General features: G+C 64.8%; 13 protein-coding genes. 9 read left to right on the top strand and 4 right to left on the bottom strand.

What is annotated here, in order from left to right; translation table 11 throughout:
* Positions 1 to 10 precede the first annotated feature (10 nt).
* From AC5I5I_RS06875 to tpiA, 4 genes are all read right to left on the bottom strand, one after another.
* Positions 11 to 877 (bottom strand): VOC family protein, encoded by an 867-nt coding sequence (locus AC5I5I_RS06875; RefSeq protein ID WP_495971259.1) that lies wholly within the window; start codon positions 875 to 877, stop codon positions 11 to 13.
* Positions 878 to 1001: 124 nt separating this feature from the next.
* Positions 1002 to 2630, bottom strand: a complete 1629-nt coding sequence (gene pyrG / locus AC5I5I_RS06870) for a CTP synthase (protein WP_495971257.1) — start codon at positions 2628 to 2630, stop codon at positions 1002 to 1004.
* Positions 2631 to 2745: 115 nt separating this feature from the next.
* Positions 2746 to 3138 carry a preprotein translocase subunit SecG gene (secG, locus tag AC5I5I_RS06865; RefSeq protein ID WP_495971255.1) on the bottom strand — a complete coding sequence of 131 codons (393 nt, stop codon included), beginning with the start codon at positions 3136 to 3138 and terminating at the stop codon, positions 2746 to 2748.
* Positions 3139 to 3297: 159 nt separating this feature from the next.
* Positions 3298 to 4047: a triose-phosphate isomerase gene (tpiA, locus tag AC5I5I_RS06860; protein ID WP_495971253.1), complete on the bottom strand. Its 750-nt coding sequence runs from the start codon at positions 4045 to 4047 to the stop codon at positions 3298 to 3300.
* Positions 4048 to 4221: 174 nt separating this feature from the next.
* Between tpiA and AC5I5I_RS06855 the strand changes: the two genes are divergently transcribed.
* From AC5I5I_RS06855 to AC5I5I_RS06815, 9 genes are read left to right on the top strand one after another with little or no spacing between them, the layout of a single operon-like run.
* The gene (locus tag AC5I5I_RS06855; protein WP_495971252.1) at positions 4222 to 6135 is read left to right on the top strand and encodes a peptidyl-prolyl cis-trans isomerase; all 1914 of its coding nucleotides are present in this window, start codon (positions 4222 to 4224) and stop codon (positions 6133 to 6135) included.
* A gap of 34 nt (positions 6136 to 6169) precedes the next feature.
* The gene (gene trpE, locus AC5I5I_RS06850) at positions 6170 to 7687 is read left to right on the top strand and encodes an anthranilate synthase component I (protein ID WP_495971250.1); all 1518 of its coding nucleotides are present in this window, start codon (positions 6170 to 6172) and stop codon (positions 7685 to 7687) included.
* A 20-nt stretch (positions 7688 to 7707) separates the two neighbouring features.
* The gene (locus AC5I5I_RS06845; protein ID WP_495971248.1) at positions 7708 to 8196 is read left to right on the top strand and encodes a cupin domain-containing protein; all 489 of its coding nucleotides are present in this window, start codon (positions 7708 to 7710) and stop codon (positions 8194 to 8196) included.
* A 34-nt stretch (positions 8197 to 8230) separates the two neighbouring features.
* The gene (locus AC5I5I_RS06840) at positions 8231 to 8704 is read left to right on the top strand and encodes a GNAT family N-acetyltransferase (protein ID WP_495971246.1); all 474 of its coding nucleotides are present in this window, start codon (positions 8231 to 8233) and stop codon (positions 8702 to 8704) included.
* A 47-nt stretch (positions 8705 to 8751) separates the two neighbouring features.
* Positions 8752 to 9351 carry an anthranilate synthase component II gene (locus AC5I5I_RS06835; protein WP_495971244.1) on the top strand — a complete coding sequence of 200 codons (600 nt, stop codon included), beginning with the start codon at positions 8752 to 8754 and terminating at the stop codon, positions 9349 to 9351.
* Between the two features lie 9 nt (positions 9352 to 9360).
* On the top strand, positions 9361 to 10377 hold the full coding sequence (trpD, locus tag AC5I5I_RS06830; protein WP_495971242.1) for an anthranilate phosphoribosyltransferase: 1017 nt from the start codon (positions 9361 to 9363) through the stop codon (positions 10375 to 10377).
* A gap of 7 nt (positions 10378 to 10384) precedes the next feature.
* On the top strand, positions 10385 to 11200 hold the full coding sequence (gene trpC / locus AC5I5I_RS06825) for an indole-3-glycerol phosphate synthase TrpC (RefSeq protein ID WP_495971240.1): 816 nt from the start codon (positions 10385 to 10387) through the stop codon (positions 11198 to 11200).
* Between the two features lie 3 nt (positions 11201 to 11203).
* Complete coding sequence (gene moaC / locus AC5I5I_RS06820; protein WP_495971238.1) at positions 11204 to 11686, top strand: cyclic pyranopterin monophosphate synthase MoaC; 483 nt, start codon at positions 11204 to 11206, stop codon at positions 11684 to 11686.
* A 2-nt stretch (positions 11687 to 11688) separates the two neighbouring features.
* Positions 11689 to 12900: a molybdopterin molybdotransferase MoeA gene (locus AC5I5I_RS06815; RefSeq protein WP_495971236.1), complete on the top strand. Its 1212-nt coding sequence runs from the start codon at positions 11689 to 11691 to the stop codon at positions 12898 to 12900.
* Positions 12901 to 13010: the final 110 nt, after the last annotated feature.

The raw sequence follows: 13010 nt of genomic DNA, 5'->3' as shown, positions 1-13010 counted from the left end.
GGTTATGGAATCAATGCGCCGTCTCGAATACGAGGGCCGCGCCCAGCGCCTGATCCGGCGGAACAATCAGGCGACCCATGTGCCGGATCGGGCTGAAGGCTCCTGCCGACAGACTAGTCTCGGTCGCATTCATGTCGGATGACTTGAGGCGCAGGGCCGCAAGCCGCCCGCCCTCCGAAACATTCGGCGCTGCAATCCCGAACAAGTCGGAAAACGCCGCCGGCGTTACCACCTGGATCTCGCCGCGCGGCGTCGTCACGGTGATGCCCGCCGACGACGACAGCAATTCGCGTTCGCCGGCAAGCGCCGACATGAAGATGTGATGGTCGCTCGGATTGTCCGCGACCATCACCGCGCCTGCGACCCCGGTCACGCAATTGGCGTGCCGCTGATAATCTGGGTTCCAGAAGCTCTCCGGGTAATGTTGCTGACAGACCGCGAAATTGTGCGCAGGCGCCAGCGCATCGTGCGCGAACACGAGCGAGAACGCCACCTTGACCGATGAGCCGTCCGGCCGTTTGCCCTCGCGCTCGAAGCGCAGCGCGTCGGATGCAGCGATCTTCGCGGCCTCGAACGCGCGTGCATCGGCCGCGGCGTCCTTGCTCTCGAGGATCAAAAGCGAGAAGCCCTCGCCTGCTTCCAGAAAACGCCGGTTGAAATCGCCGAACAGTTTCGAGATGCCATCGTCGCCGAGCTTTTCTGACTCGGCCATGGTCAGCACTTCGATGAAGAAGCCCGGAAATTGCACGATGTGGTTATGCGTGCCCCACGGGTGGCGGTTGCGCGCACCGACGGTGAAGCCGAGCCGCCGATACAGCTCGGCGCCGGCATCGAGATCGCGCACGGCATGAACGATATGGTCGAGACCGCGAGGCATGTCCGATTACTTTGCCTTTTGTCATTGCCGGGCCGCGGCAGCGCTGCGTCACCCGCCGATCTATCGTAAGAAAAAGACAGACTTCAGGCGAATGTGGCCCGCATGAAAGCCTTGCCCGTCTTCGTCACACCAGCCTGCTCCGCTCTACCGCGGCGCCGATGAACGATGCGAATAGCGGGTGCGGCTCGAGCGGTCGCGATTTCAGCTCGGGGTGAAACTGCACGCCGACGAACCAGGGATGATCCTCGTATTCGACGATCTCGGGCAGGATCCCGTCCGGCGACATGCCGGAAAAGCGCAGGCCGTGCTGCTCCAGCCGGTTCTTGTAGGCGGTGTTGACCTCGTAGCGGTGGCGGTGGCGCTCGGAAATTTCCATCGAATTGTAGATGTCGGCGACGCGGCTGCCCCGCGCGAGGGCTGCGGGATAGGCGCCGAGCCGCATGGTGCCGCCGAGATCGCCGCCGGCCGCGCGCTGCTGCAGCTCGTTGCCCTTCAGCCATTCGGTCATAAGGCCGACGACGGGTTCGTCGGTGGCGCCGAACTCGGTCGAGTTCGCAGCCTCGATCCCGCACAGATTGCGCGCCGCTTCGATCACCGCCATCTGCATGCCGAAACAGATGCCGAAATACGGCACCGCGCGTTCGCGCGCGAACTGCGCCGCGCGGATTTTCCCTTCCGCCCCGCGCTGGCCGAAGCCGCCAGGCACGAGGATGCCGTTGACGTGTTCGAGGAACGGCGCCGGGTCTTCGTGTTCGAACACTTCGGATTCGATCCAGTCGAGATTGACCTTCACGGTGTTGGCGATGCCGCCATGCGCCAGCGCCTCGATCAGCGACTTATAGGCATCCTTCAGGCCGGTATATTTGCCAACGATCGCGATCGTCACCTGCCCTTCCGGATTGCGGATGCGTTCGTTGATCGATTGCCAGCGCTTCAGGTCCGGTTGTTTCTTCGCATCCATGCCGAAGATCGACAGCAATTCGGTGTCGAGTCCGGCGGCGTGATAGGCCTCCGGCACCGCATAGATGTTGTCGACGTCGCGCGCCTCGATCACCGCGGTCTCGCGCACGTTGCAGAACAGCGCGAGCTTGCGCCGCTCCTCCGGCGGGATCGGCCTGTCGGTGCGGCACAGCAGGATGTCGGGCTGGATGCCGATCGAGCGCAGCTCCTTGACCGAATGCTGGGTCGGCTTGGTCTTCAGTTCGCCGGCGCTCGGAATGAAAGGCAGCAGGGTCAGATGAATGTAGAGCGCGTCGCCGCGCGGCAGGTCGTTGCCGAGCTGGCGGATCGCCTCGAAGAACGGCAACCCCTCGATGTCGCCGACGGTGCCGCCGATCTCGCACAGCACGAAGTCGTAGCCGTCATTGCCGTCGCGGATGAAATCCTTGATCGCGTTGGTGACATGCGGGACCACCTGCACAGTGGCGCCGAGATAATCGCCGCGGCGCTCCTTGGCGATGATGTCCTGATAGATGCGGCCGGTGGTGATGTTGTCCTGCTTGTTCGCAGGCCGTCCGGTGAACCGCTCGTAATGACCGAGATCGAGATCGGTCTCGGCGCCGTCGTCGGTGACAAACACCTCGCCGTGCTGGTACGGCGACATCGTGCCGGGATCGACATTGAGATAGGGGTCGAGCTTGCGCAGCCGGACCTTGTAGCCGCGCGCCTGCAGCGTCGCGCCAAGCGCCGCCGATGCAAGCCCCTTGCCCAGTGAGGACACCACGCCGCCGGTGATGAATACGTACCGCGCCATGGGATTTAACCTTTAGAGACCCGGACTCGATTCGACGAGGGGATGCCCCCCTCAGGTTTGGGATAACTGACCCTGCAAATTCGAAGGGCCGGTTTCCCGGCCCTTGTGATGGGTCTTACTGCGATTGCGGAACCTGCGGCCCCGAGGGTTGCGCGGGCGCCGCGGGCCGTTGCTGGAGTTGATCCAGCACGCCGCCGGACCCCGATCCCAGCGGGGCCACAGGCGCGCCGGGCCCGGGAACCGTGGGTCCCGCAGGCGTGCCGGTATTGATGATCGAGGTCGGTGCACGGTTGTGGCCGGCCATCCAGGACAGCAGCAGGCTGGTGACGAAGAACGCTCCGGCCAGATAGGCGGTCGACCGGCTCAGCAGGTTGGCCGTGCCGCGAGTCGACATGAAGCCGCCGCCGCCACCCATGCCCAGACCGCCGCCTTCCGACTTCTGCAGCAGAACAAGACCGATCATCGTCAAGACGATGAGCAGATGAATGACGATGATCACGGTCTGCATCGATAAAAACCCTGGCTCCGCCCTTGGGCGGATGTCCGAACCCGCCACACGCGGCGGGCCGCTTCTCTCAACCCGCCATATAGGAATGCGGGCGCGTCTGTACATGATCCGGTCACACAATTCCACCCCGGCTCGACAAACGCGCCGGTTCGCCGCTGCCTAGGCGTAAGCCGCGGCAATGCCAAGGAAATCCGCCGCCTTCAGGCTGGCGCCGCCGACCAGCGCGCCATTGACGTTCGGAACCGCCATCAGTTCCTTGGCATTCTGTGGCTTTACCGATCCGCCATACAGGATCCGGACCGTTTCGCCCTGGGCTTTATCTTTTGAAATCAGATAGTTGCGGATCATCTTGTGAACCTCCGCGACATCGGCGGGGGTCGGTGTGAGGCCGGTGCCGATCGCCCAGACCGGCTCATAGGCGATCACCAGCCGCTCCAGCGTGTCGGGCAGCGACCCGTCCAGCTGGCGCTTGAGGCGCGCCATGGTGGCGCCGGCCTCCCGCTCCTCGCTGGTTTCGCCGATGCAGACGATCGCGGTCAGGCCGGCTCGGCCGGCGGCCATCGCCTTGGCCTTCACCATCTCGTCACTCTCGCCATGCAGGCTGCGCCGCTCGGAATGCCCCACGATCACGGCGGTGGCACCCGCGTCCTTCAGCATTTCGGCGGACAGATCGCCGGTAAAGGCGCCGGAGACCTCGGCGTGGCAATCCTGCGCGCCGATCGCGACCGTCGACCCGGCCGCCGCCTTGGCGAAGCTCGCGATCAGGGTGGCCGGCGGGCAGATCATCAGATCGGCCGACGGCGGATGGCTCGCGGCGCCCGCAATAATCGCTTCCAATTCGGCGACCGATGCGGCAATGCCGTGCATCTTCCAGTTACCTGCGACCAGCGGACGCGGTTGGTGAGCCATAGACCCTCTTTCTTTCGCTTGAATTCCACCCCAGAACGCATCCGGCTATCAGACGGTCGACCCTTGAGCCAGCGCTTTCCCGTGACTTCTCAGCGTGTTGCAGCGTCATGCCGCCGTCTCTATGATGCGCGTCCTTTTCACGTCATCGCCGACCACGAAAGACCCTGAGCTCTCATGCTGCGCGGAATTCAAAACGCTACCCGCAACTGGCTTGGCCGCCTGATCACCGGAACCCTGCTGGGCCTGATCGCGATTTCGTTCGCGGTCTGGGGCATCGGCGACATTTTCCGCGGCTTCGGCACCTCGACCGTCGCCAAGGTCGGCTCGACCGAGATCGGCGTCGAGCGGTTCAGGCAATCCTATAACGAACAGATGCAGCGCCTGATTCGTCAGGTCGGCAAGCCGATCCCGGCCGATCAGGCCCGTGCGCTCGGGCTGCATCGGCAATTGCTCGGCCAGATGATCGCGGAAGCCGCACTCGAAGAGGATATCCGCCGGCTTGGCCTCAACCTGCCGAACGAGCTTGTCGCCCAGCAGATCCGCAACGACCCGTCCTTCCGCGGCATCAGCGGCCAGTTCGATCCCAACCGCTTCAACGCGATCCTGCGCGAGCTCGGCTATACCGAAGCGCGCTACGTCGCCGAACGGCGCAGGCAGATGCTGCAGCAGGAAATCATCCGCAGCCTGGCCGGCGAACTGAAGACGCCGGAAATTGCGATCGATGCTCAGAATCGTTTCGTCAACGAATTGCGTGCGCTCGACTACATCGTGCTCGGGCCGGATCAGGTTGGCGAGATCGCCGACCCCACGCCGGAGGAGCTGACCAAATACTACGACGAGCGCAAGAATCTGTTTCGTGCGCCGGAATTCCGCAAGGTGGATGTCGTGACGCTGTCCGCCGAAGCGCTCGCAAAGGCGATGACGATTTCGGATGAGGACGCGAAGAAGGTCTACGACGCCGATCGCGCGACGTACGTCACGCCGGAGCGGCGGGCGGTGCATCAGATCGTTTTCCCGACCGAAGCCGATGCCCGCGAGGCGCTGGAAAAAATCAAGCAGCCGGGAATGACGTTCGACACTTATGCCGCGTCTCCCGAGCGCAAGGGCAGCGACGTCAATCTCGGCATGGTGCCGAAGTCGCAGATCCTCGATCCGGCGGTTGCGAATGCCGCATTCGCGCTGCCGCCCGACACGACCAGCGAACCGGTCAAGGGCCGGTTCGGCACCGTGCTGATCCATGTCGGCAAGGTCGAGCCGGAAACGGTGCGTCCGTTCGACGAAGTGGCCGCCGACCTGAAGCGCGAACTCGCGCTGACGCGCGCGCGCGCCGAAGTCCGCACGCTGTATGACAAGCTGGAGGATGAACGCGGCGGCGGCGGCACGCTGGCGGAGCTTGCGAAAAAGGTCGGCCTGCCGGTGCAGACCATCGAGGCGGTCGATCGCTCCGGCCGCGGTCCCGACGGCAAGCCGGTGTCGCAATTGCCTGATGGCGCCAATCTGTATTCTGCGATCTTCGGCGCCGAGGTCGGTATGGAAAACGACCCGGTCCAGCTCGCCAAGGGCGACGGCTATGTCTGGTATGAGGTCGCCTCGAGCACGCCGTCCCGTGAACGTCCGCTCGATGACGTGCGCGATCGGGTGATCGAACGCTGGCGTAACGATCAGGTTGCGGCGAAGCTCAAGGAACTCGCCAAGACGACCGTGGAAAAGGTCAAGGCGACAAGCATCGCCGATGCAGCGGCCGCGATCGGCGCCAAGCCGCAGTTCATCGTGGCGCTGCGCCGTGACCGCACCCAGGGCGATTTCCCGGCCACCGCGCTGGACGCCGTTTTCCAGACTCCCAAGGACGACGTCGGAAGCGCGCAAGGCTCGAGCGCCACGCAATGGGTGGTGTTCCGTGTCACCGGCGTCACGGTGCCGGCGATCGATCCGAATTCCGCCGACGCGAAGCGGATTCGCGACGGCCTCACCTCGATGCTGACTGAGGATCTGGTCGCGCAATATCTCGCCAATCTCCAGTCATCGCTGGGTGCGACGATCAACGAGGGCGCGCTCAATCAAGTGATCGGCGGCGGCACAACGAACTAGCGGAGTGTAAGGCGCATGCTCGCGCCGGATGGCGATGATCATCGAGCCTGCACCGGATGAATTCGCGGCGCGCTACAACAGTGGCGCGCCGCAAGTCGTATGGACACATCTCGTCGCCGATCTCGAAACGCCGGTCTCGGCTTTCCTGAAGATCGCGGACGGCCGGCCGATGAGCTTCCTGTTCGAATCGGTCGAAGGTGGCGCTGTGCGCGGCCGCTATTCGATCATCGGCCTTGAGCCCGACGTGATCTTCCGCGCCCGCGGCTCCATCGCCGAGATCAACCGCACCGCCGCGCACGCGAAAGACGCGTTTGTGCCCTGCCCGCAGCCGCCGCTCGAGGCGCTGCGCACCCTCATCGCCGAGTGCCGGATCGATCTGCCGGACGAATTGCCCCCGCCCGCGGCCGGGCTGTTCGGGTATCTCGGTTACGACATGGTGCGGCAGATGGAGCACCTGCCGAACGTCAACGCTGATCCGCTTGGCGCGGCCGATGCGCTGCTGATCCGCCCGACCATTGTCGTGGTGTTCGATTTGGTGAAGGACCAGATCACCATCGTCACGCCGGTGCGTCCGGAGCCCGGCATCACCGCGAAGGCGGCGCTGGCGCGGGCTAGCGAACGGCTGACCGCGATCGTCGACCGTCTCGATGCGCCGCTGCCGGCATCGATGCGCGAGGCGCATTCCGGCGGCATTGCCGCGCATGCGACGTCGAATACCAGCGCCGCCGAATATTCCGCCATGGTGGCGCGGGCAAAGGAATACATCGCGGCGGGCGACATCTTCCAGGTGGTGTTGTCGCAGCGCTTCGAGACGCCGTTCGATCTGTCGCCGTTCTCGCTCTATCGCGCGCTTCGCCGGGTCAACCCGGCGCCTTTCCTGTATTTTCTCGATCTCGACGGAGTTGCGATCGCGGGATCGAGTCCGGAAATCCTGGTGCGGGTGCGCGAGGGCCGCGTCACCATCCGGCCGATCGCGGGCACACGGCGGCGCGGTGCGACGCCGCATGAGGACATGGCGCTGGAGCGCGAATTGCTCGCCGACCCGAAGGAACGCGCCGAGCATCTGATGCTGCTCGACCTTGGACGCAACGACGTCGGACGGGTGGCGAAGATCGGCACCGTTGATGTCACCGACAGGTTCTTCATCGAGCGTTACAGCCAGGTCATGCATATCGTGTCGAATGTCGAGGGCGAGCTCGCCGAGGGCCGCGATGCGCTCGACGCGCTGATCGCAGGCTTTCCGGCCGGCACCGTCTCCGGCGCGCCGAAGGTGCGGGCGATGCAAATCATCGACGAACTGGAGAAGGAGAAGCGCGGCATCTATGCCGGCTGCGTCGGCTATTTCTCGGCTGCTGGTGAGATGGACACCTGCATCGTGCTGCGCACCGCCGTGATCAAGGACGGCACCATGTATGTGCAGGCCGGCGCCGGCATCGTTGCCGACAGCGATCCTGCCTCCGAGCAGCAGGAATGCGTCAACAAGGCCAAGGCGCTGTTCCGCGCCGCCGAGGAAGCGCAGCGCTTTGCGAGCAGCGCCGGGCGCGGGCAATAACAAACACAGGGAAGAGAGAGATGGGTCACGATCATTCGCACCACGACCATTCACACGAGAGCAAATGGAAGTATGACGGTGTGCGTGTGATCCCAGCCGGTTCGCTGGACGGCAACACCGCGCAGACGCCCGGCATGGATCGAAAGGCCGCGATCAATGCCGCGCGTGTCGGCGCCCAGAAGATCTGGGCCGGCACCGTCAATATTCATCCGAACGCGAAAACCGGCGCGCACCATCATGGCGAACTGGAAAGCGTGATCTATGTGTTGCGCGGCAAGGCCCGCATGCGCTGGGGCGAAAATCTCGAGTTCGTCGCCGAGGCGGGCCCCGGCGATTTCATCTACGTGCCGCCCTTCGTGCCGCATCAGGAGATCAATGCCAGTCCCGACGAGGTGCTGGAATGCGTGCTGGTGCGCTCGGACAACGAGGCCGTCGTGGTCAATCTCGATATCGAGCCGGTCGAGAAGCCGGAAAACGTGGCCTGGATCGACCCGATCCACAGGGGCTGATATCCATCGCCTTCCGCGGGGGAGCAGCTTCGGCATGTTCAGCATCGTCCCGGCCGACCTCGACGATCCGCGCGTGATTGCGATGATACAGACGCACGTGACTCGCGCGCGCGCGGAAACCGCGCCGTGCAGCGCGCATGCGCTGGATCTTTCCGGATTGAAGTCACCCGATGTCAGTGTCTGGACGATGTGGGACGACAACGCCCTTGTCGGCACCGGTGCGTTGAAGCGGCTTTCGCCGGATCATGGCGAGGTCAAGTCGATGTATACGGACGTGGCCTATCGACGCCGCGGCGCCGGCCGCGTCATGGTCGAGCACATCATCGCGGCGGCGCAAGATGCCGGGCTGGCGCGGCTGAGTCTGGAGACGGGGTCTGCGCCTTACTTTCAGCCCGCCGTGGCGCTGTACCGGAGCCGCGGCTTCGTCGACTGCCAGCCGTTCGGCTCCTATGTGCTCGATCCGAACAGCGTTTTCATGACCCTGGTCCTGACATCCGGCTCCGCTTGACCCCCAGAAACCCCGCGTCTAAACCCGCGACACGCCCGGGTTGCCGCATGATCGTGCTGATCGACAATTACGATAGCTTTACCTTCAACCTCGTCCATTACCTGGGCGGGCTGGGAGCGGACGTCGCTGTGCACCGCAATGACGCCGTGAGCGCGGATCAGGTCATCGCCATGAAGCCCGACGCGATCGTGCTCTCTCCCGGACCCTGCACCCCGAACGAGGCCGGCATCTGCCTCGACCTGATCGCCAAAGCTCAGGACAGCGTGCCAATCCTCGGCGTCTGCCTCGGCCATCAGTCAATCGGCCAGGCCTTCGGCGGCGAGGTAGTGCGCGCGCCCTCGCCGGTGCATGGCAAGCTCTCCGATATCCGGCATGAGGGGCAGAGCGTGTTCCGCGGCATCAATGGACCGTTCAAGGCGACGCGCTACCATTCGCTGGTGGTCCGGCGCGATAGCCTGCCGGACGCGCTTCAAGTCACCGCGGAGACCGACGACGGACTGGTGATGGGTCTCTCGCACAAGACGCTGCCGCTGCACGGCGTGCAATTCCATCCCGAAAGCATCGCCTCCGAACACGGTCATCTCATCCTGAAGAATTTTCTCGACCTCGCCGCCGCCTGGAACGGCGCGCAGCGTCGCCTGCATTGAGGACGCATCATGGCCGACGAGTTCAAGGCATTGATCGCCAAGACCGCATCGGGCGCGGCGCTGACCCGCGAGGAAGCGTCGCATGCCTTCGACCGCATGATGTCGGGTGAAGCAACGCCCTCTCAGATGGGCGGCTTGCTGATGGCGTTGCGGGTGCGCGGCGAAACCGTCGACGAGATCACCGGCGCGGTCAGCGCGATGCGCGACAAGATGACCAAGGTCGCGGCGCCTCCCGGCGCGGTCGATGTGGTCGGCACCGGCGGCGATGCCTCGGGCTCATACAACATTTCGACTTGCGCGGCGTTCATTGTCGCGGGCGCCGGCGTGCCGGTGGCGAAGCATGGCAATCGCGCGTTGTCGTCGAAATCGGGTGCGGCCGACGTCCTCACCGCGCTCGGCATCAAGATCGACCTGCGGCCGGACGAGATCACCCGCTGCATCTATGAGGCCGGCATCGGCTTCATGTTTGCGCCATCGCATCATCCGGCGATGAAGAATGTCGGCGCCACCCGGGTCGAACTCGGCACCCGCACCATCTTCAATCTGCTCGGTCCGCTGTCCAATCCGGCCAGCGTCAAGCGTCAGCTCGTCGGTGTGTTTTCGCGGCAATGGATCGAGCCGCTCGCGTTGGTGCTGAAAAATCTCGGCTCGGAAGCGGTCTGGGTGGTGCATGGCTCGGATGGGCTCGACGAGATCACGACCTCCGGGCCGACTGCGGTCGCCGCGCTCGAGAATGGCAACATCCGCACTTTCGAGATTTCGCCGGCCGATATCGGTATCGCACCGGTCAAGCCGGAAGCTTTGCGCGGCGCCGACGCCTACCACAATGCAGCAGCGCTCAAGGATGTGCTGGAGGACAAGCCCGGCGCCTATCGCGATGTCGCGATCATGAACGCTGCCGCCACGCTGGTGGTTGCAGGCGCGGCGAAAGACCTGAAAGACGGCGCCGAACTGGCGCGCAAGGCGTTGTCCAGCGGCGGCGCGCGGACGCGTCTCGAGCGGCTGATCGACGTGTCCAACGCATGAGAGTTCAATGGCCGACATCCTGAAGACGATCGAGGCCTACAAGCGCGAGGAGATCGCGGCCGCGAAGCGTGAGACGAGTCTCGCCACGCTTGAGGCTGAAGCGCGGACCGGGTCCGCGCCGCGCGGCTTTGCCGCCGCTATCGAGCGCAAGCTCGCCGGCGGGCAATACGCGCTGATCGCCGAGGTCAAGAAGGCCAGTCCGTCAAAAGGGCTGATCCGCGCGGATTTCGATCCGGTGGCGATTGCGAAGGCTTACGAACAGGGCGGTGCCGCCTGCCTGTCGGTGCTGACCGATGCGCCGTCATTTCAGGGCAAGCCCGAATTCCTGACGCAGGCGCGGGCCGCGACCTCCCTGCCCGCGCTCCGGAAGGATTTCATGTTCGATCCCTATCAGGTGGCGCAGGCGCGCGCCTGGGGTGGCGATTGCATCCTGATTATCATGGCCGCAATCGATGACGCCGCCGCGCATGAACTCGAAGCCGCGGCGATCTCCTACGACATGGACGTACTGATCGAAATCCACGATGAGGCCGAACTCGACCGCGCGCTCAAGCTCAAGTCGCGGCTGTTCGGCATCAACAACCGCAATCTGCGGACATTCGAGACATCACTCGATGTCAGTATGGCGCTTGCGCCGAAGGTCCCGCGCGACCGGCTGATCGTCGGCGAGAGCGGCATCTTCACGCCGGCCGATCTCGCCCTATTGTCGACGGTCGGTATCTCCACATTCCTGATCGGTGAGAGCCTGATGCGCGCGAACGATGTGGCCGAGGCAACGCGTTCGCTGCTTGCTCGGCCCCAGCCCCGCGCGGCGGCGGGCTAAGCCATGTCCGACAAGGTGCTCACCCATCTCGGGCCATCCGGCGAAGCGCATATGGTCGACGTCTCCGACAAGGCGGCGACCGAGCGTGTCGCCGTCGCGGAAGGCCGCGTGGTGATGAGCAAGGCCACGCTCGACCTCGTGATGTCGGGCAATGCCAAGAAGGGCGACGTGCTCGGCACCGCGCGCATCGCCGGCATCATGGCCGCCAAGCGCACGCACGAACTGATCCCGCTCTGCCATCCACTCGCACTGTCGCAGGTGAGCGTCGACCTCACGCCCGACCCAGCGCTGCCCGGCATTGCCGTGCGCGCCAGCGTGAAGGTGACCGGACCGACCGGCGTGGAAATGGAAGCGCTAACCGCGGTGTCGGTCGCGTGCCTGACCATCTACGACATGGTCAAGGCCGCCGAGCGCGGCATGCGCATCGAAGGCGTGCATCTGGTGGAAAAGACCGGCGGCAAATCCGGTCCCTACCGGGCGACGTGAATATGGCGCTCCTGCCCGTTGCCGACGCCTTGCAGCGCGTGCTGGCGCAAGCGAGTGCGCTGCCGAGCGAACGCGTGCCGATCACCGAAGCGCATGGCCGCGTCCTCGCTGACGATGTCCGCTCACTCAGGACCCAGCCGCCGGTCGATGTGTCGGCGATGGATGGCTATGCGGTCCGTTCCGAGGACATCACCAGCGCGCCGACCGATCTGAAAGTCATCGGCGAGGTCGCGGCCGGACGGCCGTTCACTGGCGAGGTGAGACCGGGACAGGCGGCGCGGATTTTCACCGGCGGCGAGTTGCCCGCCGGCGCCGACACCATCGTGGTGCAGGAAGACACCCGCCGCGACGGCGACAACGTCATCGTCACCGAGGTGCCGCGGAAGGGCCGCCATATCCGCGCCGCCGGACTGGATTTCAAGCAGGGGGAGACCTTGCTCACGCGCGGCCGCGTCCTGAGCGGCCGCGATCTCGGGCTTGCGGCGGCGATGAACCACCCGATCCTACCGGTTCACCGCAAGCCGCGCGTCGCCTTGCTCGCCACCGGTGACGAGCTGGTGCTACCCGGACGCCAACCCGGCCCGGGTCAGATCGTCTATTCGAACGGCTATTCGGTTGCCGCGCTGGCCCGCCAGGAAGGCGCCGATGTCAGCGACCTCGGCATCGCCCGCGACACCGTGGCCGATACCGTTGCAGCGATCCAAGATGCGCGGATGCGGCGGGCCGACGTGCTCGTCACCATGGGGGGCGCTTCGGTCGGCGACTATGACCTGGTGCAGCAGGCCCTGAAGCAGGAAGGCATGGACCTGTCGTTCTGGAAGATTGCGATGCGGCCGGGGCGTCCGCTGATGCATGGCCGGCTCGGCCCGATTCATGTGCTGGGCCTGCCGGGCAATCCGGTCTCGGCCTTCGTCTGCGCGGTGCTGTTTCTGGTGCCGCTGCTGCGCACCCTGACCGGCCGAACCGACGTCTCGATCCCCCTCGACCATGGCCTGCTCGGCTGCGACCTGCCCGAGAACGACGAGCGTGCCGATTACCTGCGAGCCCGCCTGTCGCGGTCGTCGCGCGGCGCGCTGGTGGCCACTCCGTTCCCGACCCAGGATTCGTCGATGACCCGCATTCTGGCCGATGCCGATTGCCTCGTGATCCGCGAACCGCATGCATCGCCCGCGCCCGCCGGTTCACCCTGTGTTATCCTGAAGCTTCCCCTTTAGGCATCTCCCGCTTTCTTCACGTCAAATTAAGGGGTTGCGGAACACATATCGAACATATAGTGTTCGTTCATGATTTGTTTCGTATCTCTTGGGATTGTTCCACGATCCTG

It is taken from the genome of Pseudorhodoplanes sp., assembly GCF_059499825.1.
This window is presented reverse-complemented; position numbering and strand designations above follow the sequence as displayed.

Excerpts from the sequence above, each read along its gene's own strand:
- secG (WP_495971255.1), bottom strand. The coding sequence starts at position 3,138 with ATGCAGACCGTGATCATCGTCATTCATCTGCTCATCGTCTTGACGATG.
- AC5I5I_RS06835 (WP_495971244.1), top strand. The coding sequence starts at position 8,752 with ATGATCGTGCTGATCGACAATTACGATAGCTTTACCTTCAACCTCGTC.
- AC5I5I_RS06845 (WP_495971248.1), top strand. The coding sequence starts at position 7,708 with ATGGGTCACGATCATTCGCACCACGACCATTCACACGAGAGCAAATGG.
- trpC (WP_495971240.1), top strand. The coding sequence starts at position 10,385 with ATGGCCGACATCCTGAAGACGATCGAGGCCTACAAGCGCGAGGAGATC.
- tpiA (WP_495971253.1), bottom strand. The coding sequence starts at position 4,047 with ATGGCTCACCAACCGCGTCCGCTGGTCGCAGGTAACTGGAAGATGCAC.
- AC5I5I_RS06855 (WP_495971252.1), top strand. The coding sequence starts at position 4,222 with ATGCTGCGCGGAATTCAAAACGCTACCCGCAACTGGCTTGGCCGCCTG.
- trpD (WP_495971242.1), top strand. The coding sequence starts at position 9,361 with ATGGCCGACGAGTTCAAGGCATTGATCGCCAAGACCGCATCGGGCGCG.
- AC5I5I_RS06815 (WP_495971236.1), top strand. The coding sequence starts at position 11,689 with ATGGCGCTCCTGCCCGTTGCCGACGCCTTGCAGCGCGTGCTGGCGCAA.
- AC5I5I_RS06840 (WP_495971246.1), top strand. The coding sequence starts at position 8,231 with ATGTTCAGCATCGTCCCGGCCGACCTCGACGATCCGCGCGTGATTGCG.
- trpE (WP_495971250.1), top strand. The coding sequence starts at position 6,170 with ATGATCATCGAGCCTGCACCGGATGAATTCGCGGCGCGCTACAACAGT.
- AC5I5I_RS06875 (WP_495971259.1), bottom strand. The coding sequence starts at position 877 with ATGCCTCGCGGTCTCGACCATATCGTTCATGCCGTGCGCGATCTCGAT.
- moaC (WP_495971238.1), top strand. The coding sequence starts at position 11,204 with ATGTCCGACAAGGTGCTCACCCATCTCGGGCCATCCGGCGAAGCGCAT.
- pyrG (WP_495971257.1), bottom strand. The coding sequence starts at position 2,630 with ATGGCGCGGTACGTATTCATCACCGGCGGCGTGGTGTCCTCACTGGGC.